This window comes from Pedobacter paludis, assembly GCF_003173575.1.
In the GTDB taxonomy this organism is placed as follows: Bacteria; Bacteroidota; Bacteroidia; order Sphingobacteriales; family Sphingobacteriaceae; genus Pedobacter; species Pedobacter paludis.
Map to the genome: position 1 here is coordinate 36,564 of NZ_QGNY01000011.1, position 24,846 is coordinate 61,409.

Annotated in this window: 27 protein-coding genes and 1 riboswitch; of the genes, 16 read left to right on the plus strand and 11 right to left on the minus strand. The window is 42.7% G+C overall.

All coding sequences use genetic code 11. The features are described 5' to 3' along the window. The first annotated feature begins 77 nt into the window (after nt 1–77). The 7 genes from DF947_RS21390 to DF947_RS21420 all read left to right on the plus strand — a co-directional run bounded on the left by DF947_RS21390 (nt 78) and on the right by DF947_RS21420 (nt 5,197). Entirely contained in the window at nt 78–635 is a 558-nt protein-coding gene (locus DF947_RS21390; protein ID WP_056095272.1) for a YeeE/YedE family protein, read from the plus strand. Nucleotides 636–646: 11 nt separating this feature from the next. Continuing rightward, nucleotides 647–1,060: a DUF6691 family protein gene (locus DF947_RS21395; protein ID WP_056095276.1), complete on the plus strand. Its 414-nt coding sequence runs from the start codon at nt 647–649 to the stop codon at nt 1,058–1,060. Between the two features lie 110 nt (nt 1,061–1,170). After that, nucleotides 1,171–1,452 (plus strand): hypothetical protein, encoded by a 282-nt coding sequence (locus DF947_RS21400; RefSeq protein ID WP_146202964.1) that lies wholly within the window; start codon nt 1,171–1,173, stop codon nt 1,450–1,452. A 122-nt stretch (nt 1,453–1,574) separates the two neighbouring features. Further along, entirely contained in the window at nt 1,575–2,915 is a 1,341-nt protein-coding gene (locus DF947_RS21405; RefSeq protein ID WP_056095282.1) for an MBL fold metallo-hydrolase, read from the plus strand. A gap of 12 nt (nt 2,916–2,927) precedes the next feature. After that, nucleotides 2,928–4,007, plus strand: a complete 1,080-nt coding sequence (locus tag DF947_RS21410; protein ID WP_199562757.1) for a c-type cytochrome — start codon at nt 2,928–2,930, stop codon at nt 4,005–4,007. Between the two features lie 4 nt (nt 4,008–4,011). Beyond that, nucleotides 4,012–4,467: a DsrE family protein gene (locus tag DF947_RS21415; RefSeq protein ID WP_056095285.1), complete on the plus strand. Its 456-nt coding sequence runs from the start codon at nt 4,012–4,014 to the stop codon at nt 4,465–4,467. A gap of 340 nt (nt 4,468–4,807) precedes the next feature. Continuing rightward, nucleotides 4,808–5,197 (plus strand): YidH family protein, encoded by a 390-nt coding sequence (locus tag DF947_RS21420; protein WP_056095288.1) that lies wholly within the window; start codon nt 4,808–4,810, stop codon nt 5,195–5,197. A 73-nt stretch (nt 5,198–5,270) separates the two neighbouring features. Here the strand turns inward: DF947_RS21420 and DF947_RS21425 are convergent, their stop codons facing one another. The 8 genes from DF947_RS21425 to DF947_RS21460 form a co-directional block, all read right to left on the minus strand. Then, a complete protein-coding gene (locus DF947_RS21425; protein WP_056095291.1) occupies nt 5,271–5,627 on the minus strand; it encodes a response regulator in 357 nt (118 codons plus the stop codon). 87 nt (nt 5,628–5,714) lie between these two features. Beyond that, nucleotides 5,715–5,897, minus strand: a complete 183-nt coding sequence (locus DF947_RS21430; protein ID WP_056095295.1) for a hypothetical protein — start codon at nt 5,895–5,897, stop codon at nt 5,715–5,717. Between the two features lie 31 nt (nt 5,898–5,928). Then, entirely contained in the window at nt 5,929–6,495 is a 567-nt protein-coding gene (locus DF947_RS21435) for a hypothetical protein (protein WP_056095298.1), read from the minus strand. Continuing rightward, nucleotides 6,492–6,722, minus strand: coding sequence for a hypothetical protein (locus DF947_RS21440; protein WP_056095301.1), 231 nt, complete (start codon nt 6,720–6,722; stop codon nt 6,492–6,494). The genes DF947_RS21435 and DF947_RS21440 overlap by 4 nt, the downstream gene beginning before the upstream one ends. Before the next feature lie 68 nt (nt 6,723–6,790). Next, entirely contained in the window at nt 6,791–7,870 is a 1,080-nt protein-coding gene (locus tag DF947_RS21445) for an efflux RND transporter periplasmic adaptor subunit (RefSeq protein ID WP_056095304.1), read from the minus strand. Between the two features lie 12 nt (nt 7,871–7,882). Beyond that, entirely contained in the window at nt 7,883–11,104 is a 3,222-nt protein-coding gene (locus DF947_RS21450) for an efflux RND transporter permease subunit (protein WP_056095306.1), read from the minus strand. A gap of 7 nt (nt 11,105–11,111) precedes the next feature. Next, on the minus strand, nt 11,112–12,503 hold the full coding sequence (locus DF947_RS21455; RefSeq protein WP_056095310.1) for a TolC family protein: 1,392 nt from the start codon (nt 12,501–12,503) through the stop codon (nt 11,112–11,114). Nucleotides 12,504–14,047: 1,544 nt separating this feature from the next. Then, the gene (locus tag DF947_RS21460) at nt 14,048–14,284 is read right to left on the minus strand and encodes a four-helix bundle copper-binding protein (RefSeq protein WP_231459955.1); all 237 of its coding nucleotides are present in this window, start codon (nt 14,282–14,284) and stop codon (nt 14,048–14,050) included. 329 nt (nt 14,285–14,613) lie between these two features. After that, nucleotides 14,614–14,682, plus strand: a riboswitch (Fluoride riboswitch). Nucleotides 14,683–14,724: 42 nt separating this feature from the next. Here DF947_RS21460 and DF947_RS21465 point away from each other — a divergent pair. The 4 genes from DF947_RS21465 to DF947_RS21480 are packed head-to-tail and all read left to right on the plus strand — an operon-like array spanning nt 14,725 to nt 18,347. Then, nucleotides 14,725–15,279 (plus strand): phosphatase PAP2 family protein, encoded by a 555-nt coding sequence (locus DF947_RS21465; protein ID WP_124910972.1) that lies wholly within the window; start codon nt 14,725–14,727, stop codon nt 15,277–15,279. A gap of 4 nt (nt 15,280–15,283) precedes the next feature. Continuing rightward, nucleotides 15,284–15,697: an EamA family transporter gene (locus DF947_RS21470; RefSeq protein WP_008245453.1), complete on the plus strand. Its 414-nt coding sequence runs from the start codon at nt 15,284–15,286 to the stop codon at nt 15,695–15,697. Nucleotides 15,698–15,755: 58 nt separating this feature from the next. Next, entirely contained in the window at nt 15,756–17,036 is a 1,281-nt protein-coding gene (gene eno / locus DF947_RS21475) for a phosphopyruvate hydratase (RefSeq protein ID WP_008245454.1), read from the plus strand. Between the two features lie 18 nt (nt 17,037–17,054). Next, nucleotides 17,055–18,347 carry a voltage-gated chloride channel family protein gene (locus tag DF947_RS21480; RefSeq protein WP_008245455.1) on the plus strand — a complete coding sequence of 431 codons (1,293 nt, stop codon included), beginning with the start codon at nt 17,055–17,057 and terminating at the stop codon, nt 18,345–18,347. A 160-nt stretch (nt 18,348–18,507) separates the two neighbouring features. Here the strand turns inward: DF947_RS21480 and DF947_RS21485 are convergent, their stop codons facing one another. Genes DF947_RS21485 through DF947_RS21495 form a run of 3 tightly spaced genes read right to left on the minus strand, consistent with a single transcriptional unit; the run spans nt 18,508 to nt 20,336 of the window. Then, nucleotides 18,508–18,897 (minus strand): YidH family protein, encoded by a 390-nt coding sequence (locus tag DF947_RS21485; protein ID WP_008245456.1) that lies wholly within the window; start codon nt 18,895–18,897, stop codon nt 18,508–18,510. A 40-nt stretch (nt 18,898–18,937) separates the two neighbouring features. Next, nucleotides 18,938–19,444, minus strand: a complete 507-nt coding sequence (locus DF947_RS21490) for a hypothetical protein (protein WP_056095394.1) — start codon at nt 19,442–19,444, stop codon at nt 18,938–18,940. Then, entirely contained in the window at nt 19,437–20,336 is a 900-nt protein-coding gene (locus DF947_RS21495) for a LysR family transcriptional regulator (RefSeq protein ID WP_056095397.1), read from the minus strand. Before DF947_RS21495 ends, DF947_RS21490 begins: the two co-directional genes overlap by 8 nt. Before the next feature lie 144 nt (nt 20,337–20,480). Here DF947_RS21495 and DF947_RS21500 point away from each other — a divergent pair, with 144 nt between their 5' ends. The 5 genes from DF947_RS21500 to DF947_RS21520 all read left to right on the plus strand — a co-directional run bounded on the left by DF947_RS21500 (nt 20,481) and on the right by DF947_RS21520 (nt 24,846). Continuing rightward, entirely contained in the window at nt 20,481–21,566 is a 1,086-nt protein-coding gene (locus DF947_RS21500; RefSeq protein WP_082491480.1) for a c-type cytochrome, read from the plus strand. 19 nt (nt 21,567–21,585) lie between these two features. Further along, nucleotides 21,586–22,041: a DsrE family protein gene (locus DF947_RS21505; RefSeq protein WP_008245470.1), complete on the plus strand. Its 456-nt coding sequence runs from the start codon at nt 21,586–21,588 to the stop codon at nt 22,039–22,041. A 19-nt stretch (nt 22,042–22,060) separates the two neighbouring features. Continuing rightward, a complete protein-coding gene (locus DF947_RS21510) occupies nt 22,061–22,981 on the plus strand; it encodes a molybdate ABC transporter substrate-binding protein (RefSeq protein WP_056870676.1) in 921 nt (306 codons plus the stop codon). A gap of 11 nt (nt 22,982–22,992) precedes the next feature. Beyond that, nucleotides 22,993–23,742, plus strand: a complete 750-nt coding sequence (locus DF947_RS21515; protein WP_008245473.1) for a substrate-binding domain-containing protein — start codon at nt 22,993–22,995, stop codon at nt 23,740–23,742. A 117-nt stretch (nt 23,743–23,859) separates the two neighbouring features. After that, on the plus strand, nt 23,860–24,846 hold the full coding sequence (locus tag DF947_RS21520; RefSeq protein WP_008245480.1) for a YeiH family protein: 987 nt from the start codon (nt 23,860–23,862) through the stop codon (nt 24,844–24,846).

The window sequence follows — 24,846 nt, forward strand, 5'->3', positions numbered from 1 at the left end:
TACTTGCTCAAACCGCCACAGGCATTACCTTTTAACAACAACAAAAACACCCATATTAACATTTCATTTAAAAAAACATGATTGATTTTATTAAACAACCCTGGCCTTGGTATTTCTCGGGCAGCATGATCGTACTCATTATGCTCATCCTACTTTTTTTCGGAAAGTCCTTTGGCTTTTCATCAAACCTGCGAACGATGTGCAGCATAGCCGGAGCAGGCAGGAAAGTAAAATTTTTTGATTTTAAATGGAAAGACCAGACCTGGAACCTCATGTTCCTTATCGGCTCGGTAATAGGTGGATTTGTTGCTACAAATTACCTTAGCAGTCCATCTCCCGTAAAATTATCATCCGCCACAATCTCCGATTTAAATCAATTGGGCATTAAGTTCGATGGTGGGTTAAATCCAACCGGCCTGTTTTCACTGGAAGCAATGAAAGATTTAAAAACGCTGGCTATTTTACTCATCGGTGGTTTATTAGTCGGTTTTGGATCTCGTTATGCAGGCGGTTGTACTTCTGGTCACGCCATATCCGGGCTTTCGAATCTGCAAGTACCATCACTAGTAGCCGTAATCGGTTTCTTTGTTGGTGGCCTGATCATGACTTTCCTCATCATGCCTTTTATCTTTTAAATCTAAAAAAAATGAAATTCATAAAATATATTCTTGCAGGAACACTTTTCGGAATCATCATGACCAAGTCTGAGGCTGTTTCCTGGTACAGGATCCAGGAAATGTTCCGTTTCCAGTCTTTCCATATGTATGGAATTATTGGTACGGCCGTTGTACTTGGCGTAATTGCAGTATGGCTGATCAAAAAATTCAAAGCCAAGGATCTGGCCGGAAATCCGATTGTCTTCCACGATAAGGACAAGGCCTATATAAAATACCTACTAGGCGGCACCATTTTCGGCCTGGGCTGGGCACTCACCGGCGCCTGTCCCGGCCCCATGTTCGTCAACCTTGGGAGCGGATATGCCGGTATGGCGGTGGTCATCCTTGGTGCGCTCCTGGGCACCTATCTATACGGAGCGATGAAAAGCAAGCTCCCTCATTAATAAAATAGAATCTGATGAGCAAACTAAGGGCTATAATAGACCATAGATGTCCCAGGTGCCGAAAGGGAAAATTATATACCCATTCCATGTTCCATTGGAAATATGATCAGATGAATAAAAAATTTGCCTGCTGCAACCTGAACTATGAGATAGAGCCGGGCTTCTTTATCGGAGCGATGTATGTGAGCTATGTTTTCATTGTCGCAGAACTTGTCAATGCGGGCATTCCGGCATTCATGATCTTTGGCGAAGAAGAGCAGTGGGCAATCATCGCAACCACTATTTCGCCGGTCATCCTACTGTTCACCTTCAACTACCGCTATGCCAGAACCCTTTTGCTCCATGTCCTCTCTCCGATCAAATATGATGAAAGTGCAGGCAGAAACTGCTGAGAAGATTTTGGGGCGCTGTGACAAAAGTTACAGTGCGAAGAACCGCTAAAGGGTAAATTTGATGTAAACCTGGCAAAGGCAGGAATCATACCGTTAAACACATTAATCAAAAATAAAAACACATGAAAATAGAACAATTTGAAGACAAGCACCTCTCCCATTACAGCTATGCGGTACTGAGCGAATGCCGGAATGAAATCATATTGATCGATCCCTCCAGGGATCCGTCTGCATATTACCATTTTGCCGAAAAACACCAGGCCAAAATAGTTGGTGTTATCGAGACGCACCCGCATGCGGATTTTGTGAGTGCTCATCTTGAAATCCATCATAAGACCGGCGCAACAATATATTGCAGCAAACTCAATACGCCGTCCTACCTGTTTTCCCCATTTGATGAAGACCAGACGATAACCCTGGGAAAGATCACCTTAAGGGCAATCAACACCCCGGGGCACTCTCCGGATAGTATCAGTATTTTGCTCGAACACGATGGGAAACAAAAAGCGCTATTTTCCGGAGATACCCTTTTTATCGGTGACTGCGGAAGGCCGGATTTAAGGGAAAGCGGAGGTGATTCAATGGCGGAACGCAATTTCCTTGCCGCCCAAATGTACCATTCATTAAGGGACAAACTGATGAAACTCTCAGATGAAGTGATTCTGTATCCGGCACACGGGGCAGGTACGCTCTGCGGAAAAGCGTTGAGCGAGGCCAATAGCAGTACCATTGGTGCTGAAAAAAGAAGTAACTGGTCACTGCAGGAAATGACTGAGGCCGATTTTGTGAGCGCATTAAATGAAAACCAGCCATTCATTCCATTTTACTTCCCTTTTGATGTGGCCTTGAACAAGAAAGGCGCAGCACCGTTTGAAGATTCGGTAAGTGCGGTTCAGATCATGGAATCCGGTGAAAACTTAAAACCAAATGCCCTAATTATCGATACGCGAAGGGAAGATGTTTTTAAGAAGGGACATATAGAAGGCGCTGTAAATATCATGGATGGAAACAAATTTGAAACCTGGCTGGGCAGCATTGTGAAGCCTGAAGAGCCTTATTATCTTATGGCAGAAAATCTTGCTACATTGCATAGTCTTATCGCGAGGACCGCATCCATCGGGTATGAAACGCAGCTTGCCGGCGGTTTTATAAACGCAGTAGAAACTGTCCCGGATGAGATTATCGATATCCAAAATTTTAAAGAGAACCAAAATGGATATACCATTGTGGATGTGAGGAACAAGACAGAGCGTATGGAAAACAGTATTTTTGAGAACAGCATAAATATTCCACTGGGAAATTTAAGGGAAAGGGTAAACGAAATTCCGCTGGAGCAACCCGTAGCAGTACACTGCGCCGGTGGATACAGAAGTGCGGCTGCAAGCTCACTGATTGCATCCGTTATTGATGGCAAGCAAAAGGTGCTTGATATTGGTGAGGCCATTAAGGATTTTCAGAATTAATATTTTAAAAGTGTGAAAACAGAAAGAAACAACGAGGATAAACTGCAGGTATTTGCCCGGTTTGGAAAATATCTCGTATGGACGTCATTTCTATTCGTTGTGATCATGTTTTCTCTTGTTTTAGCACTCAGCGGATTTCATCTTCCAAAAAGTTTCTATGCGGATAAGCCTAATCCATCCATTCAAAAGAATCAAATAAAACCTTTAGAGCGCCGTGTTGCTAAACCCGAATATTGGAAGGCGCCTGATACGATGCAGCTTCAGGGCAAAGCTGATGCGGATCTGATCAGGTATGGCCGGGATTTGATTGTCCGTACGGCATACTATTTAGGGCCGCAGGGTATCGTAGGAAAGCTGACTAATGGTATGAATTGTCAGAACTGCCACTTGGATGCAGGAACCAGGCCCTTTGCGAATAATTTCTCCATCTTTTATGCAGGTTTTCCAAAAATGAGCGCAAGAAGCGGTAGAAAGGAAGAAGCCTTTGAACGGATTAATGAGTGCTTCGAGCGAAGCATGAACGGCAAAGCTCCGGGAAGAAATTCCAGGGAAATGGTCGCCATGTTGGCCTATTTAAAATGGGTTGGAAAAAAACAGGATGCCGCACATTCCATTGCGGATAATTCGGTAAAAAAAATCCCATATCTGGATGTGCCTGCAGATCCCCTGAAGGGGAAAATGGTATATGCCTCCAAATGCAGCAGCTGTCATGGAGAAACGGGCAAAGGCGTTGCCTCACCTGATGGAAAAGGATATATGTACCCTCCCCTTTGGGGCAGGGACAGCTATAACGATGGTGCAGGAATGTTCAGGCTTGGAAATTTTGCAGGATTTGTCAAAAACAACATGCCTTATGGCGCCACCTACAAAGATCCGAACTTAACGGATGCGGAAGCCTGGGACGTAGCTGCATTTGTGAATGCGCAGCCCAGACCGCACCTGGATTCCAAAAACGACTATAAAAACCTGTACACAAAGCCAATAGATTATCCCTTCGGGCCATATGCAGATCACTTTAGCGAAAAGCAGCATAAATATGGTCCCTTTATTGACATGGCTGAACAGCACGCACCTATAAAACAGAAAAAATAGAAACATGAAAAAATTACTGATCTTACTCCAGCTTGTCATCATGATGGTCATCACCACCAATGTATCTGCACAGGAGACAAAAAAACCGTTTACGGGTGCTGTTGCAAAAAAGAAATCATATAAAGCGCTATATGTACTTAACAGTGCCGAGGAAAAACATATTTCGGGAACACTCAGGAACATCAACAATGCTTTGGAGGATCCAAGATTGAAGGGAAAACTGGAGGTTGAGCTTATCGCCTTCGGGGATGGCGTGGCGGTTTATCGCAAGGATGGAAAGTTCCTTGAGCAGCTTAATTTGCTAAAGTCAAAGGGCGTAATTCTTGCGCAGTGCGAGAATACCGTTCGCGAGCGGAAAATCGATAAGTCAGATCTCTTCGATTTCATCAGCTATGTGCCAAGCGGCAACGGAGAGATCATCATCCGTTCGGCGGAAGGATGGGTAATCGTTCATCCCTAATGTAAAAACCAAAACGGCAGTGAATCTTTAAAAGGTGCAAATTGGTATTTCGATACGATGCAAAGATTAGGATCAGTTGTGCCGGATCCATTTCACCCGGGGCCGCAAACGCCGAAAATTATTGTCATGTTTAAATATCAATGGCTTATGCCGGCAACACTAAAATTCAAAAGGTTCGACAAAATTGTCTATCATCGTATGTGCTGTGCGGAGTAACGCATTTAAAAATGCTAGGGAATTTATCGAAAAGCTACATAATTAAAACAGTACTCGCCCAAACAGCATTGATAAAATTTTGTTAATCAGGCATGCGGTGATCCGTCAACCAATATTATCAATAATGGAAAAAGAAGAACAAGCCATTCCTAAATCAAACACTGGTGACCATCTGGCCAACGAACGGACTTTTCTTGCCTGGATAAGAACTAGCATAGGAATTATGGGCTTTGGTTTTGTGGTGGTAAAGTTTTCACTTTTTATCAAGCAGATCACTCTCGCTCTTGGGGCCAAAGCCGTCGTACACCAAACCGGCAACTCACAGAGGATAGGAATACTTCTTGTCGGGGTAGGCGCACTGACCATCATCCTGGCATTTATGCGCTATCAAAAAACTCATACACTTATTAATCAAGGCAGTTATTACCATTCCTCTACACTCATCAAAGTCCTTACCGTGGTTATTTTCATTTCAAGCATGCTTTTGTTGATATATCTTGTAAGAACGACTTAGCGGATCTCTGACATGGAAACACTGATTGTGAGCACGAATACCAAACTTGAGAGAACCCGTACTTTATCACCGGTCAAATATGTTTCGCTACCAAACGCAGCAGGTCGTGAATATCGAAAGGCTTTTTAATAAAATTCTCTGCAGCGCAGCCCCTTCTAATGTCATAACGGTCCGCATGAGCACTCATCATGATAATCGGAACATTCCGGGTTTTCTCTAAGGACTTCAGGTAACTGCAGACTTCAATGCCGTTTCCATCGGGGAGCATAACATCCAGCAGAAAAAGATCTGCAACATGATCACTTAGCCCTGCCATAAACGAGCTTACCGAAGAAAACGCGGAAACCCCGTACCCCTCACTGTTAAAAAGAAGCTGTAATACTTCGGTTATACCCTCATCATTTTCCAAAAGATATATCATCTTTTCCATTTGTCATGCATATTGTGGGTTGCCCCTGGTTATAATAAATCTGATTTGCCATTCCTACGAATGTTTTTTAAAGGTCTAAAAAGGCCCCTACTTCCTCAATTTTCGCTTCTCATTGAGATGGCCGGTTTCCAGGTTCAACCGCTCCAGCAGGTAACGCAATAAAACCTCTCTATCTTGGTTTGCGGGGTGATATGCGTTATCTCCACCCTTTGCTGAGGATTTATTATGGTCAAAAGTTTCAAATGGTTGTGAAATATTTTTCTCTGTCATAATTTAAATTTTAGGTTAAATATTTTGCCTATTATTTTTTAGTTCCTGAAATTGCCAGAGCCAAACGAAGTCCAAAAAAGGAAACCTGCCCTCCGCTGCTTTTCCAACCCTCATAACGAAGGCCGAGATCTGCACTATAATGCTTCGAAATTGGAATGCTGGCACCCAAAGTCGGTCCGTAGGCAAAAGAGGTATTCAGCCGGTCTCCAAGAGTATTTGCTGCACCAAGCTCAAGGGCAGCGTAATAGATACCTTCAAAGTAATATTTTGCTCCGACTTTAATTGGAACAACACCATTCATGCTTGTTGGCTCTCCTAAATAATCGAGACGTTTTTTTACCTCATCCCTGTAGCGGAAAGTCATATAGCCCGCAGATCCGGTTAGGTTGAGGTGCTCCGAAACCTTGAATTCCACCTTTGTTGATGCCCCATATCCGTTGACATAAGTTTTAGCCGTCTTACCGGTCGGAAAGCCCATGACAAAGCCTACCGATATCTTGGGGACGGCAGTTTGATCTTGCGCCTTTACCTTTACAGTCATTAATAACAGGAAACAGATCAGAAAAGGTTGAAATGTCCATCCGGCATAGGCACTCATAGGGAGGTCCTGTAAAAAATGTTTAACTCGGCCGCAATGCTTTCCAGGTAAGGGGCAAGCTTAAAATCTCTTGATACAAAGGATATTACCCCTTGTTTTTTACATTCCCAAACCGTCCCAACCAGCTCTCCCTCGATGTAGACCTGGTTGCATCTTTTCTTTGGGACATCTATGCAAATGTGTTTTCCCCCGATTTCAAACTCATGGTTAAATTCTAAATCTTTCATATTTTCCTTTTTTCTTATCTGACTAATAAAAAGATTTGCCGGGCGGCTAATATCCGCCCGGCAATGTTTTATAGCGTCTGACCGCTTTTGATCTCATCGTTCGCGGGCGAAATAATCTCTGTCCCGGCTTTGATGGAACCAAAAATCTCGGTCATCTCTGTTCCCTTCATCCCTTCCTTAATGTCAACGAGCTTGGCTTTACCATTTGCAATTTCCACTACGTACTTCCGTTCTGTAGAACGCACGATAGCAGAATTAGGCACAAGAAGCGAAGTCGCACCGGATTTAAGCGGGATTTCAACCTCGGCATACATGCCGGCCTTCAACCTGTTATCTTTATTGGCCACGTCAACCTCGACGATTTCCTGGCGCATGTTGCCCAGTGAATTTGCAGACCGGCTGATCTTGGCCTGGCGCTGTTCCCCCGGCAGCGCATTGAAGCGGAACTTGACCATCTGGCTTAGGTCCACTTTGTCTACATAATCCTCAGGTATAGAAACTTCAAGCCTCATGTGGGTCAGGTCCTGCAATACCAGCATGGGTAGGTCCGAAGATTTGCCCGCCGACACCAGTGCTCCCGGTGATACATTCCTGTCAACGATCACCCCGTCAAAAGGCGCATATACTTTCAAGTAGTCCTGCATGGTACGTACGGAGGATACATTTGACCGCTCAGCCTCAGCTATGGCCTTATCTCCTTTCATCCTGGAAAGCGCATTATCAAGTTCTAGCGGAGATACCGAACCTTCCTCTTTTGCTGCTTCTTTCAGACGTCTGTATTTCTCACTGCTCGCCGATGCGGTCTCCCGTGCCTGCAGGTAACGGGAATTTGCCGATTGCAATTGTGATTCGAGTTCCGGTGCTTCCAGGGTCATCAGCAGCTGGCCTTTGGTCACCTTAGAACCCAAATCGACCAGTATTGCTTTCACAAAACCATTGGCCTTGGGAAAAATGTTCACCTGGTTGAAAGGCTTGAGCACCCCGGGAATGCGGGTAAAACTGGAAAGGGCCTCTTCTTCGACCTTTGTGGTTTCATATTTGGCTTCCTTGCCGTTTTTTTCGGGACTGATGTTCACGGGCTTCTGGTTTCCGCCACACGCGGCCAGAGTACTTATAATTATTATGATGGGAATGAATCTGGTTTTCATGTTGTTTATCTTTTAAATTCTTGTTTTTCTAGGCATTAGGTTTGGTTCTTTTAAGCTGCTTTTTTTCTGTACCCAAGCGAAAACCTGCGGAAGGATGAAGAGCGCGGCAAGGGTTGAAAAGAATAGCCCACCAATAACAGCCCTGCCGAGCGGCGCGGTCTGTTCACCGGATTCGCCCAACCCAGAGGCCATCGGGATCATCCCGGCTATCATCGCAAAACTGGTCATCAGGATCGGCCTTAAACGAATCCCGGCACTCACCACTGCCGCCCGGGTAGAATCCTTGTAATCCAGCCTGAGTTTTTCGGCGTTGGTCACGATAAGTATCGCATTGGCCACTGACACCCCGGTGGACATGATCATCCCCATGTAGCTCTGCAGGTTAAGCGTAGAACCTGTAAGCAATAATGCGGTAAGCGACCCAAGGATTACAGCAGGAACGGTCGAAAGAACCGTCAGCGAAAGCTTGAAAGACTGGTAATTGGCCGCAAGCAGCAGGAAGATCACCAATATCGCAAAAGCAAGTCCGCCCTGAAGAGAAGATAGTGTTTCAGTCAACAGGCTCGACATACCTTTCACTTCAGCAGTTAGTCCCTTAGGAGGCGTGCCTACGGACTTTAGTGCCTTTTCTACATCAGCAGTTGCCGTTCCAAGATCCTTTTTATAAATGTTTGCGCTCACGGTCAGAAAGCGTCTTGGCCCGGAGCGGTCATATTCTCCTGGAAGGTAACTGGTATTGAAAGTAGCGATGTCGCCCAGTACCGGACTGCTCTGCCCTTTAACCAAAGGAATTTCTTTGAGCTCATCCATTGTATTCATGACATACTCTGGAACCTGTACCTGTACCTGGTAGGTATAGGCGGTTTTTTCATCGAGCCATTGGTTCTTCTCAGTAAATCGGCTGGATGAGGTACTTGCAGTAACTGACCTTGCGATATCAACCACGTTCAGCCCAAACTGCGCCGCCTTTAATCTATCAAGGGTAATAGAAACCACGGGAATGTGCAGGGGTTGAGCAATCTGGATATCACGGAGGTAATCTATTTTTTTAAGTTTAGAGAGCACCTTATTAGCGTAAGACTCGATCTGGTCCATATCTTTTCCTGCTACTCTGATCTCAATAGGAGTTGCAGCGCCTTGGCTCATAATCTTTTCGGTCATGTCAATCGGCTCAAAGGTGATACGTAGGTCAGGAAGTTTATAAGCGATGTTCTTTCTCAGCGCATCTTTCAGCTCATCCATATTTACCTTATAATCTTCATCAAGGTTCACCTGAAGCACAGCCTCATGGGTACCGGTATTGAAGATATATAAGTTACTTGTTCCGTAACTACTCGGAATAAGCCCAACGTATCCCGAACTAACTGCGATATGGTTATCTACTGTCTGATTGATAATGGAAAGTACCTGCTTAAATTTCTCCTCGGTGCGCTCTAATCTGGTACCGTCCGGCGCTTTGATGCGTATCTGGAACTGTCCGTTGTTGAGCTTTGGCATCATATCCTTTCCAATAAAAACAAATCCCAGTCCTGCAAGAGAAATGACCAGAACTAAATAAATCCCGACAATACCTTTTTTCATCGGCATCCACCGCTGGATGATTGCCATAAACCGCACCTTCACCCTTTCAAAGAAATCATTTTTTTCCGGTTCATCCTTTTCATTTTGCAGATGCTTTTCTACCTGCTCTCCTTGCCTCTCGTCCAGGGCCTCTCCTGCATGAGCATGGATCTTACCATGGTCATAGTGCTGGTAACGTTCTTCGTTTATCATCCAGTTGGATAGAATGGGAACTAAGGTCTGGGCCACGATGAAAGAGACAACCATGGTGAAGCCAATCGAAAGGGATAGTGGCAAAAACATCGCCTTTGGTATACCGTTCATCATAAAAGATGGTGCAAATACGGCCAGAATACACAGCAGGATGAGCAGCAGCGGGAATGCGATTTCTTCACAGGCATCGTAAATGGCTTCGCGTTTGGGCTTGCCCATTTCCAGGTGCTGATGGATATTTTCGATCGTCACCGTTGCCTGATCGACCAGGATCCCTATTGCAAGTGCCAGACCGCTCAAGGTCATGATATTTATGGTCTGACCGAACATGCCTAGTAAAAGCACCCCAATTAAAATCGATACCGGAATGGTGATCACCACGATAAGACTGCTTCGCAGATCACGCAGGAATAGCAACACCATTAGGCCCGTTAATAGTGCACCAAGACCACCTTCAGTGATCAGGCTTTTTACCGAGTTGATAACGGCAACAGACTGGTCAAATTCATAAGAGATGTGGACATCGTCCGGCAAGAGGCTCTGCATTTCGGGGATTTTGGCCTTTAAGGACTTTACCACTGACCAAGTCGAGGCGTCTGCTGTTTTGACCACAGGAATATACACAGACCGTTTCCCGTTGATCAATGCATAATCCACGGTAACATCCGCTGCATCGGCAACCCTTGCCACATCCCTTACCAATATTGAAACGCCGTTTTTTGTAGCTATTGGAATGTTGTTGAATTCATCGACCGTTTTAACCAGGGAGTTCATAGAGGTCACCATCATGGTATTGTCCAACCTTAGATTTCCCGAAGGAGACATGACATTGAACTTGGATAAAGCCCCTACCACCTCGTCCGGAGTCAGATTATAACTCCTTAATTTGCTCGGATCTACACTAATGGTAATCGAGCGGGAATTGGCACCGAATGGCGGTGGCGCTGAAAGCCCTGCGACAGAGGAAAACATGGGCCTGATACGCGTTGCCGCCATATCATAGATTTCTTTCAGACTGCGGGATTTGGCCGAGAGTACAAGCTGGCCTACTGGCAGTGAAGAGGCATCAAAGCGGACCACCTGCGGAGGCAAAGCGCCTGGAGGGAAGAACTTCATGGCCCGGTTAACCTGCAAGGCAACTTGGGCAGAAGCCTCTGCCATATTGGTGCTTTCATAAAAACTCAGCTTTAGCATCGTCAAACCCTGAATGTTTTTGGCGGTAATATTCTTAACGCCATTAACATAAAGAAACTGATCCTGTAGACGAGTGGAGAAGAAGCCCTCCATCTGTTGTGGAGACATACCTCCGTAGGATTCAATAACATATATTGTCGGCGAATTAAGCTGGGGGAAAATATCTATTGGGATCTTCAGCGCACTGAGAACTGCAAAGAGCAGTAAACTCGCGGTGATCACCACTGTTGTAATCGGCTTTTTCAGGGCCGAGGTAACCATTGACATATCTTTATTATTTTAATGTGTTTAACAGTGAATCTACTTGGTTGGTGGCGATAGCCTTTTGAAAAAGCGCCCGGATGTACAGATATTTTGCGTTGACAAAATCGGTTTCTGCACGGTAAAGGATGGTCAGGGCTGCATTGAGCTCAATGATGTCGGTCAGCCCGTTCTTATAAAGCGAGAGCTTCTGGCGATACCCTGCGGCCGCTGCCTTTAGCTGGTTTGGTATTTCATCGAGTCTTTTATGCGCGGTACTGATCTCAAGTCCTGCTTGAAGGGCGGCATTTGATAACATTAACCTTTCCTGCTGTAGTTCCTTTAAGTAAAAATTGCTACTGGCCTTTTGGGTCCTAAGCTTCAACTGACGCCTGCGCAGATCAAATAAGTTATAACTGATCCCTACGCCCACGAGGTAATTTTCCCGTTGCCATTCCAAGCCATTCGAGAGACTGTTGAAATTATCATTGGCATCAATGCTTGATCCCCTTGACCAGGCAGCAGCTTGCAGGCTTACCTTTGGATTATAGGCTTTTTTGACCAGGTTTTCCTTCTCAACGCTGCTTAGATAATTGCTTTTGTAGAAATCAAGCAGCGGATGGCTTGAACTGTCGGTCAACTTTACCGATAGGTTTACCTCAAGCGATTTTAGCCGATCCAGGATCGTACTGTCAGCGACAATACTTTCCGGATTTAGCCCGCTGATTGCTGCAATGTCGAGCTGAACCTGTCTGTAGGTATTGTCCATTTCAATATAGTTCAATCTTGATTTGGAGAGTTCGGCCCCTGCGATACTGGTATCCACACCCGGACGCACACCGCTTCTGGCAAGGGATAAAATCGAACGGTTGATCTGCTCATTGCGACTGATATTGCTTGCTTGAATGGATAGCATGTCCTGAAGCTTTAGTAGACTCAGGTAATCATCAATAGCGATGGCCCTTGTCTGGTATCGGCGCTGGGCAAACTTGGATCGTTCAACGACAAGTTCTGATTTGGCGACTGCATTCTGAGCTTTATAGGCACCAAAATTATAGACCTCCCAATCAAGGGAGACAATACCAAGATTAGTAAGTGTAGCCTTGGTAGTGCTTTCAGTCCTAACACCTCTGGAATTGGAGGGAACTATACCAAAGGCCATATAAGGTCCTGCCACGTTATTGTTTGAGCCCAGATCTGCCTGATAATTAAGCTTCAGATTTGGAAGGGCATTCGCCGCGGTCTCTCTTAACTGGGCGGCACGTATATCAACTGTTGCTGAATCAGCGGCCAGTGAAGGTGAAAAAGCGGTCACGTGATCGATCAGATCAACGATCCCGATGGGCTTTGGGGAGGTTTGGGCATGGCTTTCCAGCCCCATATATAAAAGTGGGAACAAACAGAAAATCTGTTTAATACGGATCATGTCTTTAAATTAAAATTTAAGGAAAAAGATTTGACGGACGTCTTGGACAGGAAACACGGTGATTAACCGGCCGTCGTCACTTCATCATTTGAAGGACCTGTCAATAAAAGAAAATTGAGATAAATCTCAGATCCGAAAGACCTGGTTGGAAATATAAATTGGGACTGATCCGGCAATCCTGTATCTGATCTCAAGAAAATACCTGTTTAGGTTAGAGGCTAAAAGCGAAAGCCCCAAAAATAAGATGACGCCGATAAGAAAAGCTTCCAAAACAGGAAGCACGGTTTTCTTGCGTTCATCAAGGATACACTTAAATTGTCTGGTAATTTTTGAATCCTTTCCAAGCGGAGAAAAGCTACCTTTGTACTGCGCAGCTGATTTTATTCCCCGGGCGGACTCTAAAAGGGAGAGGTTGGATAAAAAAAAGATATTGCCCAAAGAGATAATCAGGTACAGCAAGACGACTCCAATTATAGAGCAATTTGGTACCTGCTTAACTTTCAAACCCTTCAAATTTAACAACCTAAATATATAGGCGCTAAAATCTGCATTAATCTAAAAAGATGAGAGGATAAACCGCAACAAAACCGTTACAAAATATCAACAAATATTAGGTTACGATATTTCTCACCCTACTTTCGATTGTCATCGAATAATTTCTTTTTCCTATACTGTCCCTCCATCTTGTTGTTCAAAACTTTATCAAAATTAACCACAGCTTCACAATGCTCAAAAAGGGTCGAACTTCCGCGGGTTGACCCTACTAAGTGGCAATATGAGGCATCTAAAAAGTATGCCTCTTATTTTTTAAACATTAAGAACTTGAAAATAAGTCACTTACAATAGATTAAATTGAATTTTTCGGTTCGAACTTTTTAGAATTTTCCCTAAAATTAAGATATACCGCAACTATTTATAAAACACCAATTGTCTAGACATCAGTGTTGAACTCCATAAACTGCTATCTAATTAGCCAAATAAGCATGTGGATTAGTTTCAATTGCGAACATCGATCAGCTTGAATATTATTCAATTATAGGATAAACGGGGGGAAATCCGTTTGGTCTAAATTTTTTTACAATTATGCGCAAATGCCATGTAGCTTGCATTTAATTTAGAAGGTACATACCCTCGGTTTAACAACGTGATTGATTTAACACCGCCATTGAAATGAAATTTGTATTTTTTGTTTTTTGAAATAATTTGATGAAGCGGGAATTGAAAGTTCATGCATTATTTAATGCATTCCTCAACTCGCATCTAGCCTTCATTTTCATAGAATTCGAATTATCAAGTACTCATCATCAAAAACTGAAATTCTTATTTGAATAATGGAATGAGTTTATGAGAATCATATCCTAAAAAACCCATTTTTTTAAGGCTAGAGAAAGGACATACCAAGAACAACCTCAAACCTTGGTAAATATCAAATAATGAGGGAATAATGAAAATAAAATGAATGGAATAAATTTGCCTATTTATAAAAATGAAAGGGCAACTAGAATGCTGCCCTTAATCAATTAATGCTCACGGTGATTGGCATCTTAAGCAGCTACTCCTGTCATTCTTCTGCATTCTTCCGCACAAGCCTTACAAGCATCTGCACATTCCTGACAATGCTGGGTATGATGATTACTACACTCATCTCCGCATTGCTGGCAAATATCTGCGCAAATACGGCAAATGTCTTGAGCAAAAGAGCTACCCATACTCATCAATTGAGCGGCAGAGTAGCAGATGGCTGCACATTGCATATCAAGCTCAATACACCGCGCCATCATTTTCACGTCTTCTTCCTGAGTGCATGAACTTGCACAATGATTGCAAATTGAAGCACACTTTAAGCATGCATCAATACAGTTTTTCCATTCATGGTATCCCATAACTTTAATTTTTTAGGGTTATAAAAAAAATTCCTATATAGATAACATGGTTATTTCCAGGCGGTTTCATTTTGTTTAAGAAAAGCTTTAATCCCGTGATATGATGCTTGTTTAAACGGTAGAAGAATAAGAAACTGGTTCTCGTATTCAAATAAGGAGGAATAGTGATAAATTAAATTCTCAACACCTACTTTAAGATTTTGCACATCATTTTATTAGTATTATATTTGCAATACGGAAATGGTGTCCTTCCGATTCAACCGCTTTTTTCAAAAGCTGATGGCGCCTACAATAGAAATTCCAGCAGGTAATAAAATCTGCCGGTCAAAGTATTGTAGGTGAAAAAATTAAAAATAAATTCTCAACTCTTATTGCTGGCAGCTATCTTAATTGCGCTTGTCTTACTTTGTCTGTCTGCCAAAGTGAGATCAGTGTTAGCAATGGTCCTGCCGGTTGAAACTGAATGGTTCTTGTGGATAAATCAGCACCATAATGCATTCTGGGATACGATCATGTACTGGGCCAGTGATAAGCGTTTTTGGCTTCCTTTTTATGCCTTCATTATTTATTGCCTCTTCCAGAATTTCTGCAAAAAAATTTGGCAGGTTCTTATTACCATTGCGCTACTAGTTGCTAGTGCAGATCAGATTGCTTCAGGACTGATTAAAAACACCGTTAAGCGTCTACGCCCTTCCCATGAACCGAATCTAACTACGATCATTCATTTAAGTAAAGCAGGTGCGGGTGGGATGTATGGATGGCCATCCGCTCTTTCATCACCTATCTTCAAAAGCATTCTTTCCGCTGGTTCGGCATTTACCGGATCATTGCCGGAGCAACGGTTCTTGTACTCATTTACTTTGGAATTATTCAATAACGGAAAATTAACATAAAACTATGTGGTGGATCTACGCGCTATTATCAGCTTTCTTTGCTTCCCTTACGGCCATCTTTGCAAAAGTCGGCGTAACCAATGTCAATTCTGATTTGGCTACTGCCATACGAACGGTGGTAATACTGATTGTAGCCTGGGGGATCGTAATGGCCAGAGGCGAACTTAAAGGAATTACGGAACTGTCAAAGCATAACCTGCTATTTCTTTTTTTATCTGGCCTTGCCACCGGCTTGTCCTGGATATTCTACTACAAGGCTTTGCAGATCGGGAAAGTGTCCCAGGTCGCCCCTGTTGATAAGTTGAGTGTTGCCCTAACTATTATACTTGCAATGGTGTTCCTGAAAGAAGCTCTTACCCTGAAAGTATTCTTTGGTGCCCTGCTGATCATTGGGGGAACACTGGTTTTGATCTTTTGAGAAACTCAATTATTTGTAAGCAACCGAAATACTAAAAATCAATATAAAACAAAAAACTATGAAATTAACTAAAATTCATGCCCGTGAAATTTTGGATTCCAGGGGCAATCCGACAGTAGAAGTAGAAGTCACTCTTAACGGAACAACAGCAAGGGGTATTTCTCCATCCGGGGCAAGTACGGGTGAAAAAGAAGCCGTAGAGCTTAGAGATGGTGATCCAGAGCGCTATAATGGTAAAGGCGTGGAAAAAGCAGTAAAAGGGATTAACGTCGAAGTCGGCAAATCAGTCACCGGCTTATCCTTTGAGGGTCAGCAGGCCTTCGATGATCATATAATTGGTCTGGATGGAACCGAGAATAAATCAAGGCTCGGCGCAAATGCGATGCTTGCGGCCTCAATCGCCTTCGCCCGGGCTTCGGCCGTTGCAAAAGGGATTCCCTTGTATAGGCAGCTAGTGGAAAGGGAAGGTTACGTAATGCCCGTACCGTGCATGAATGTCATTAATGGGGGAAGGCATTCTGATAACAACATCGATTTTCAGGAATTTATGATTGCCCCTCATAACGCCCCCTCGTTTAAGGAAAGTATCCGTATGGGCGAAGCTGTTTTTCATTCCCTGAGAAGTCTGCTAAAAGCGAAAGGCTATTATACCGGAGTTGGTGACGAAGGTGGGTTTGCGCCAAATCTGAGTTCTAATGAGGAAGCCGTCCAAATCATCATGGAAGCGATACATATTGCCGGTTTTGCTCCAGGCAAGGATATTTCCCTTTGTCTTGACCCAGCGACCAGCGAAATGTGGAATAATGGAAAATATGAATTTTATAAAAGTTCTAAAGAACGGATCACAACAGATGAAATGATTGGCTTTTGGGAAGGATGGTTAAAAGAGTACCCAATTATCCTGTTGGAAGACGGGTTGGGCGAAAACGATTGGGAGGGATGGAAAAAGCTGACCAGCCTTTTGGGAGACAAAGTGGAATTGGTTGGAGATGATATATTCTGCACCAACCCGAGTATTATCCAGCAGGGAATCGACCAGGGCATTGCAAACAGCGTACTGATTAAATTGAACCAGATCGGTACAGTTTCCGAAACGCTAAAGGCCGTAGAACTAGCCCAAAAAAACGGTTACAATTGCTTTATTTCTCACCGCAGTGGTGAAACTGAAGACACGACAATTGCGGATCTGGTTGTCGCTACCGGTGCGGGGCACATCAAAACAGGAAGTGGCTGCCGCTCTGAAAGGGTATCTAAATTTAACCAGTTGCTTCGGATAGAAGAAGAACTTGGTGATAGGGCATCATTTGCAGGAATCAATACTTTTTATAAAAAATTATAAATCAGCCGCTAACCTACAATGAAACATAATAAATTTTTATTTGAACACCTTTCGGTTTTTAAATATGCGGTTCGATGGACGCTGCTTATACTTCCTGTTGCCATTGCAATAGGAAGTATGGTTGCCTTGTTCCTTTGGCTGCTAGGCTGGGCCATTCACTTTCGCTTTCAGCATACCTGTCTCATTTTTCTGCTACCTTTAGCAGGTATTGTGATCCACCTGATTTATCAGTCAGTTGGTAGGTCCTCAGAAAAAGGAAATAACCTGATCATGGATGAAATCCATAGGCCGGGTGGTGGAGTGCCCAGGCAGATGGCGCCAGTAATCTTAATAACTACAGTGATTACCCATTTGTTTGGCGGATCGGCTGGAAGAGAGGGAACCGCGGTACAAATCGGAGGAAGCATCGCAGGAATGTTTAGCCGCTGGTTTAAGCTAAATGAGGTAGACACCAAGATGCTCCTTACCGCGGGAATTGCAGCCGGGTTTGGGGCGGTGTTCGGAACACCGCTCACCGGTGCCATATTTGCAATGGAAGTTCTGGCCATTGGAAGAATAGAGTACAAGGCTTTACTTCCCGCATTAATTGCCAGCGTGCTTGGTGATCTTACTGTCTCTGCCTGGGGCATCCATCATACCGCTTATCACATCGATCTCATAGAGAAAAGTGCCTACTTTCTATCTGAATACCTGCCGGTAAACCTACTCCTGCTTAGTAAGGTTATTCTAGCATCCACATTGTTTGGTCTGGCCAGCTACCTGTTTGCTGTAATGGTGCATGAGATCAAGGCCTTTTTTTCTAAAGTATGTAAGATCCAGTGGCTTATTCCTGTTATCGGTGGTCTGATTATTATAGGCTTGACTTACGCCATCGGGAAACCGGATTACTTAAGTTTGGGCGTGGATAGCGAATACCAAGGAGCCGTTACAATTCCCTCTGCTTTTCAGCCTGGTGGAGCAGATACTTGGAGCTGGTTATGGAAGACCATTTACACAACTTTAACATTAGGAACTGGATTTAAAGGTGGTGAGGTAACGCCTTTGTTTTATATTGGCGCAACATTAGGCAATGCACTTTCGACCTTATTAAATGCTCCAGTTAGTTTGTTTGCTGCCCTTGGATTTATTGCTGTTTTTGCTGGTGCAACGAATACACCCCTTGCCTGTACGATTATGGGTATAGAACTTTTTGGTAGTGAATACACCATGTTTTTTGCGGTAGCCTGTTTTACAGCCTATTTTTTCAGTGGCCATTCAGGTATATATTCTTCACAGCGTATTGCGGTACCCAAAATATTTACGGGAACATAAAATATTGACTTATCCTGTTCCTGTGGATTATCATAAAGAGGTGAAATTTTTATAAGATCCTTGACCAATGCAATCAGCAATTTATATCAAAAAACAACGCTATATCGACCGCTTTCCTTCCTCTCTTTTCTAAAGCATCAAGTACAGATGATTTAACTGCCTATGTTGTTTTAATAAGGTAGAGCAGTAAAAGTATACTGGCTATGAAAACTAAAGCGGTTAAAACTTTAACAAAAAGTGTTGAATGGTAATACACCCCCTGATTCAGTTGTTCTTTCGTTGAATTATATCTTAAGTAAGAACAAATGATAGTAATTGCTCCCAGGGCAACTAGAAAAATCCCGATAATGCGGGAATCTCCGGTTTGGTGCAGGGGCACTTTACTCCCCAGTGCGGCACTGATCTGCTTGATAAATAGCGAGAATTTCATCACCACGAAGCCAAATCCCATGATACCAATACTGGTTCTGATCCAGGCCAAAAATGTTCTTTCATTAGCCAAATGGTCTCCTGCATGCTGTTTGGTGTTTTCCTGATCTTGAATTTTCATCTTGTTCTGTATCGGTATATTACAGCAATATATTTGCATGTTATGTCAATATCGATGCCAGTTTGGAGATGATAACCCTGGTATCCCGGATGCAAGTAAGCCTGTTTGATTCAGTGCCGGCAGGATAGCAGGTAACTGCAATTTCTTCGATAAACGATAAGCCTGATAGGTCAATAGATTCTTTAACCTCTTGTTCAATGCTTTTCATTAGGATCATGATTAATCGGGGTTGATATGTTCTGATTTTATGAGCTAATTGCTCTATTCCCCCCTGCCTCTGGTTTTTTCTGATTTTAACTGACGATTTATCAATAGGTGTACAAGTTAGATGTTCCAAAAAGCATCCCGTGCCTTTAAAGAACTGCAAAAAATCTTCTACAGATTTAAAATCGCCAAATACCTCACTAAATGCAAGATAAATTGTTCGAAACAGATTAGTATTTCCCAGGTAAAAATGTTTATCGTCACCTCCAGGAGCTTCAGAAACAAAGAGCAGCAGCACTTTAGCTGGCTGATATTGCCTCGAAATTTCGGTAACACTATACATTATAGTTGTAGCTTTTAGCGAAGCGCATAAATAGTTCCGCCAGAGCGTCCTGCTGACCATGAAGCTGAATGAAATGAAACGGCCTTTCGATAACCATATCCTTGATATCTATGATGCGGCATTCATTATTCTTGAGCTCTTTCAATATGGAGTGGATAGATAAAAAAGCCAGGCATTTGCTGTGAATCAAATAGGATTTAATGCTTTCGGTACTACCTAACTGCATTTCTATATTTAAGTCCCCCACCTTTATCTGGTGTGCTTTTAAAGCATATGCAATAACATCTAGTGTACCAGAACCAGGTTCACGAAGTAATAAATCATAATCCTTCAACTCATTCGGTTTGATCATTTCCTTTTTCATGGCATAATTGTGACCAGAACACACCAGCACCAGCTCGTCTTTTAGATATTGTTCGTATTTAATCTGTGGGTTCCGGGAGATGCCTTCAATGATTCCAAAATCTATTTCCTTAGCAATCAAACGCTGCTCTACATCTTCTGTGTTTCCGGTAACCAGTTGAATTTGTATATCCTTAAACTTATTGTGAAACTGTGCCAATACAGGTGGAATGATATATTGTGCCACAGTACTGCTGGCACCAATCCTCAATATTCCTTTATGCTGTTTAGTAAGTAGATTCATATCATATTCCAGTTCCCGGTAAGTTCCAAAAATCTGTTCTGCGTAATGCAACAATAATTCGCCGGCTGGGGTGAGGCTGATTTTTTTGTTTCCACTGCGTTCAAATAATGACATTTTGAACTCCTGCTCTAATTCTTTAATGTGTTTGGTTACAGCAGGCTGACTGATAAATAACTCTGCCGAGGCCTTTGTAAAATTCAGCCTTTTAGCGACAGCATAAAATACTTGCAAACGGAAATCTATCATACACGGTTTTAGTAGATAACCTAAGATACAAACAATTTGTTTCAACGGGTACTGACATCATAACCTTACGTTATCATCAATAACTTTTTATGCTTTTTCTGATGAGTAGAATAAATGCACATTTGTAACAGAAAAATATTGGTTATGAATAAGGAATCAACAGAAAAAGAAATCAGACAAGCACTTATATATACAGCCAGGACAACGGCTATCATTGCGTTTCTATTTGTTGCTTGTGGAACCATTTTCATCTGCACTTTATTTTTTAATGGGCAGCCAGATGTAGTGACAGCAAAAACCAAACAGGATGTGGAAACCGGTATAGCTGCTGTTAACGTCAAAAGCCAGGTTGTACCTGCTGATGCCTGGAAAGCGCCTGATGAAAATACGATTCCGGCGGACACCAAGTACGGCCAGATGATCAGGTATGGCAAAGAATTAATAGCACATACGAGCAAATATTTTGGGCCAAATGGATCCATAGCCCGTATTACAAATGGTATGAATTGTCAGAATTGTCACCTCGAGGGTGGAACCAAACTGTTCGGAAATAATTATGCTGGTTTTATTTCCAGTTTTCCTAAAATGAGTGGCAGATCAGGAAAGGTTGAACCTGCATCGGCACGTATTGCAGAGTGCTTCAATCGAAGTCTTGCAGGCAAAGTACCAGACGAATCTAGTAAAGAGATACAGGCAATGCTGGCTTATATGAAATGGCTTGGAACAGGTGTAAAAAAAGGGGAGAAAGTGTTTGGAACGGGAACCGAAAAATTAAAATTCCTGGATAGGGCAGCGAATGTCAAACATGGAGCGATTTTATATACCAGTAAATGTCAAAGTTGTCATGGTGCAAATGGTGAGGGAATACTCGATGAAGACAAACTAACTTATGTTTATCCGCCATTATGGGGCAAACACAGCTACAATGATGGCGCAGGGATGTATAGACTCAGTAACTTTGCGGGGTTCGTAAAGAACAATATGCCATATGGTGCCAGATATGGAGATGCGCAGTTAAGTGATGAGGAGGCCTGGGATCTCGCTGCTTTTGTGAACTCACAGCCAAGACCACATAAAGATCAGGGAAAAGATTACCCTGATTTGTTAAAAAAACCTTTTGATGCGCCATACGGACCATATGCCGACAAATTTTCTGAAAATCAACATAAGTATGGTCCATTTGCACCAATTGTAACCTCCGAAAAACAAGTAAAACTAACAACTAAATAAATCATCAAAATCTAAAATCATGAAAAAAATAACCTTAATCTGTACATTATTTTTGCTGATCGCAGCAACCTCGGCCACTTTTGCCCAAGCTACACCTGCTAATTTTACAGGGGCAAAAGCCACCCTGAAAAATTATAAGGCACTGTATGTAATCAATAACGGTGATGAGAAAAAGATTGCAGGAACACTTCGAAACCTAAAAAATGCACTCGACGATCCCAGGTTAAAAGGGAAAATCAATGCAGAACTTATTGCCTTTGGAGATGGCGTAGCTGTTTACCAGAAGAACGGATCTTTTGAAAAAACATTGTTAGAACTGCAATCCAGAGGAGTAATTCTTGCACAATGTGAAAATACCGTCAGAGAAAGGAAAATCGAAAAAAATACCTTATTTGATTTTATCAGTTATGTACCCAGCGGCAATGGTGAAATCATCATCCGTCAATATCAGGGATGGGCAGTTGTACATCCTTAAACCAAATAATTAGAAAATCATGAAATATATAAATCACACCTTTTTAGCCACAGTTGCATTTTTATTGCTTTGTGGAAATGTTAAGGCCCAGGATCATCGCTTTGATCCGCCCTGGAATACTCCACCTGAAAGTAAAGTTCAGTTCACAGTACCTGGAGTAGACAATGTGCCTGATCTTTTTGGAGACATTAATGATCCCCAACTGGTGGTTTTCTTTGCCGGTAACCAGTTTATGTGCATTGACGAATTAATTGCAGCCTTTAAAAAGTCATATCCACATTATCAGCGGGTATTTGCCGAAACGCTTCCCCCAGGCATTTTAGCCCAACAAATAAAAACCGGTAGCATTGTGGTGGGCAACATGAGAATTACCTTAAAGCCGGATGTTTATACAGCTGGTAAGAACCGGATAGACATGACCCCTGAATGGTTTAGCAAAACGACTTTATATGCTAGAAACAGGTTGGCAATCATGGTCCAAAAGGGAAATCCGAAGGCATTGAAGTCACTCAAAGATTTAGCAAATAAAGAGCTGAGGATCAGTATGCCCAATCCAGAGAATGAAGGGATCGGTAAACGTATTGAAGAAGCCTATGTGAAAGCTGGAGGGGAAACATTAAAATCTACCATCATGGAAGATAAAGTTAAAGATAAGACTACTTATCTTACCATGATCCATCATCGCCAATCACCAATGAGGATCCTATACAACGAAAGTGACGCCGCTCCAGTATGGTATACTGAGGCCTACTATCAGAAAATGATTGGCCATCCTGTTGAGCTCATTGAAATTCCTGAAAAAGAGAATATCCATGCGCAATATATAGCGGGACAGTTAAAAGATGCGCCACATCCGGCCGCTGCAAAAGATTTTATGGATTTTTTGATCAGTCCGCAGGCTGCTGCCATCTACAAAAAGTTTGGTTTTGATTTACCTTAAACATAAACACAATGAAAAATATATTTTTAACCATATTGTCAGTCGTTGCTGTAGTGACCATTGGGAATGCACAAATCCCAAACGATACTTTATATGTCTATGGTCCCGGTGGGCCGCTCGGACCGATCAATGAATGTGCGAAGGTTTTTGGAAAGCAGCATGATATCGTAATTAAAGTCACTGCCGGGCCAGATAATGAATGGATGCCGGATGCAATGAAACATGCAGATCTGTTCTTTGGAGGAGCAGAATACATGCTTTCAAAATTCATGTCTGACCACCCAAACATGATAGTGGCGAACTCTCGGACAGAGTTATATAAACGTGCGGCAGCGATCCTGGTACGGCCCGGCAATCCTAAAAACATCAAAAATCTGGGCGATCTCTGTAAACCAGGTGTGAAAATTCTTGATGTGAATGGGGCTGGGCAAATGGGGCTTTGGGAAGATTTGGCAGGTCGACAAGATCTGATTGCAAACATACAGCAGCGTATAGCAGGTACATTTGCAAATTCGGCATTGGGTATTGCTGCATGGAAAAATGATCCTCAATATGATGCCTGGATAACATTTGGCTCCTGGCATAACCGTTTACCAGACCTCACCTCAATGGTTAGGATTCCTGTTACACAAACAGTCTATAGAGGTACACCTGTAGTGAGGGGTAGCACTGGTACGCATAAGTCGGAAACTGAGGATTTTATCAAGTTTATGCAATCCGATAAAGGACATCTCATTTTCAAAAAATGGGGTTGGGAATAAATAATGTCTAAAAACTTATCTTCTATAACATGAAGTTATGGAAGATAAGTTTTAATGATTTGATCGGGGTTTATTAGTTATGGATCTTTGAATTAGAAAATAAAGACAATCAAAATTATGACACAAATCAAAGACAATTCAAATTCTTCTAAAATAAAGGCGGGTAACCTGCTAAACTTAAATTTAAACACCCGTAAAATTATCTTCATCCTGGCAGTTTTGCTGTGCCTCTTTCCATTTATGTCGCCTCCTTTAGCCTTATTGCTAGGATTAGTATTGGCGCAACTAATGGAACATCCCTATCTGCATTTAAATCACAAGGCCACAAACCTGCTGCTAAAAATTTCTGTTGTCGGGCTAGGATTTGGAATGAATGTATTCAGTGCAATGAAAGCAGGAAAAGAAGGCGTACTGTTTACCGTAGTTTCTATTTTCGGAGTGCTTATCATTGGTTTTATCCTGGGAAAAGTATTTAAAATAGAACGTAAAACATCTTTTTTGATATCAGCTGGAACGGCGATCTGTGGTGGAAGTGCTATTGCTGCATTGTCGCCTGTAATGAACGCAGAAGAAAAACAGATCTCCGTTGCAATGGGTACTGTTTTTATACTCAACTCGGTGGCCTTATTTCTTTTCCCCGCTATCGGACATGCGCTTAACTTGTCACAGTCACAATTTGGTATGTGGTGTGCCATTGCTATTCACGATACCAGTTCTGTTGTTGGGGCAGCCAGTAAATATGGTGAACAAGCACTACAGATAGCCACAACTGTTAAGTTAGCCAGAGCACTATGGATTGTTCCCGTAGCGTTTGGTACATCTTTCCTGTTCAAAAGCAACAATAGCAAAGTTAGTATACCCTATTTTATAGGGCTATTTATCCTGGCAATGATCGCCAACACCTACTTACCTTTTATTAAGCCTTTTGCGCCCTACTTTGTAGCATTAGCAAAAGCAGGCTTAACTTTAACCTTGTTCCTGATAGGAAGCGGACTCTCATTTACTATCTTGAAAGCAGTGGGGATAATGCCACTGTTACAAGGCGTAATTTTATGGATAGTAATTTCAAGTGCTGCATTATGGGCAGTTATATCTTTGGTTTAA

Coding starts and splice junctions, on each gene's coding strand:
- DF947_RS21390 (WP_056095272.1), top strand. CDS start 78: ATGATTGATTTTATTAAACAACCCTGGCCTTGGTATTTCTCGGGCAGC.
- DF947_RS21395 (WP_056095276.1), top strand. CDS start 647: ATGAAATTCATAAAATATATTCTTGCAGGAACACTTTTCGGAATCATC.
- DF947_RS21400 (WP_146202964.1), top strand. CDS start 1,171: ATGAATAAAAAATTTGCCTGCTGCAACCTGAACTATGAGATAGAGCCG.
- DF947_RS21405 (WP_056095282.1), top strand. CDS start 1,575: ATGAAAATAGAACAATTTGAAGACAAGCACCTCTCCCATTACAGCTAT.
- DF947_RS21415 (WP_056095285.1), top strand. CDS start 4,012: ATGAAAAAATTACTGATCTTACTCCAGCTTGTCATCATGATGGTCATC.
- DF947_RS21420 (WP_056095288.1), top strand. CDS start 4,808: ATGGAAAAAGAAGAACAAGCCATTCCTAAATCAAACACTGGTGACCAT.
- DF947_RS21425 (WP_056095291.1), bottom strand. CDS start 5,627: ATGGAAAAGATGATATATCTTTTGGAAAATGATGAGGGTATAACCGAA.
- DF947_RS21430 (WP_056095295.1), bottom strand. CDS start 5,897: ATGACAGAGAAAAATATTTCACAACCATTTGAAACTTTTGACCATAAT.
- DF947_RS21435 (WP_056095298.1), bottom strand. CDS start 6,495: ATGAGTGCCTATGCCGGATGGACATTTCAACCTTTTCTGATCTGTTTC.
- DF947_RS21440 (WP_056095301.1), bottom strand. CDS start 6,722: ATGAAAGATTTAGAATTTAACCATGAGTTTGAAATCGGGGGAAAACAC.
- DF947_RS21445 (WP_056095304.1), bottom strand. CDS start 7,870: ATGAAAACCAGATTCATTCCCATCATAATAATTATAAGTACTCTGGCC.
- DF947_RS21450 (WP_056095306.1), bottom strand. CDS start 11,104: ATGTCAATGGTTACCTCGGCCCTGAAAAAGCCGATTACAACAGTGGTG.
- DF947_RS21455 (WP_056095310.1), bottom strand. CDS start 12,503: ATGATCCGTATTAAACAGATTTTCTGTTTGTTCCCACTTTTATATATG.
- DF947_RS21460 (WP_231459955.1), bottom strand. CDS start 14,284: ATGATGGCGCGGTGTATTGAGCTTGATATGCAATGTGCAGCCATCTGC.
- DF947_RS21470 (WP_008245453.1), top strand. CDS start 15,284: ATGTGGTGGATCTACGCGCTATTATCAGCTTTCTTTGCTTCCCTTACG.
- eno (WP_008245454.1), top strand. CDS start 15,756: ATGAAATTAACTAAAATTCATGCCCGTGAAATTTTGGATTCCAGGGGC.
- DF947_RS21480 (WP_008245455.1), top strand. CDS start 17,055: ATGAAACATAATAAATTTTTATTTGAACACCTTTCGGTTTTTAAATAT.
- DF947_RS21485 (WP_008245456.1), bottom strand. CDS start 18,897: ATGAAAATTCAAGATCAGGAAAACACCAAACAGCATGCAGGAGACCAT.
- DF947_RS21490 (WP_056095394.1), bottom strand. CDS start 19,444: ATGTATAGTGTTACCGAAATTTCGAGGCAATATCAGCCAGCTAAAGTG.
- DF947_RS21495 (WP_056095397.1), bottom strand. CDS start 20,336: ATGATAGATTTCCGTTTGCAAGTATTTTATGCTGTCGCTAAAAGGCTG.
- DF947_RS21500 (WP_082491480.1), top strand. CDS start 20,481: ATGAATAAGGAATCAACAGAAAAAGAAATCAGACAAGCACTTATATAT.
- DF947_RS21505 (WP_008245470.1), top strand. CDS start 21,586: ATGAAAAAAATAACCTTAATCTGTACATTATTTTTGCTGATCGCAGCA.
- DF947_RS21510 (WP_056870676.1), top strand. CDS start 22,061: ATGAAATATATAAATCACACCTTTTTAGCCACAGTTGCATTTTTATTG.
- DF947_RS21515 (WP_008245473.1), top strand. CDS start 22,993: ATGAAAAATATATTTTTAACCATATTGTCAGTCGTTGCTGTAGTGACC.
- DF947_RS21520 (WP_008245480.1), top strand. CDS start 23,860: ATGACACAAATCAAAGACAATTCAAATTCTTCTAAAATAAAGGCGGGT.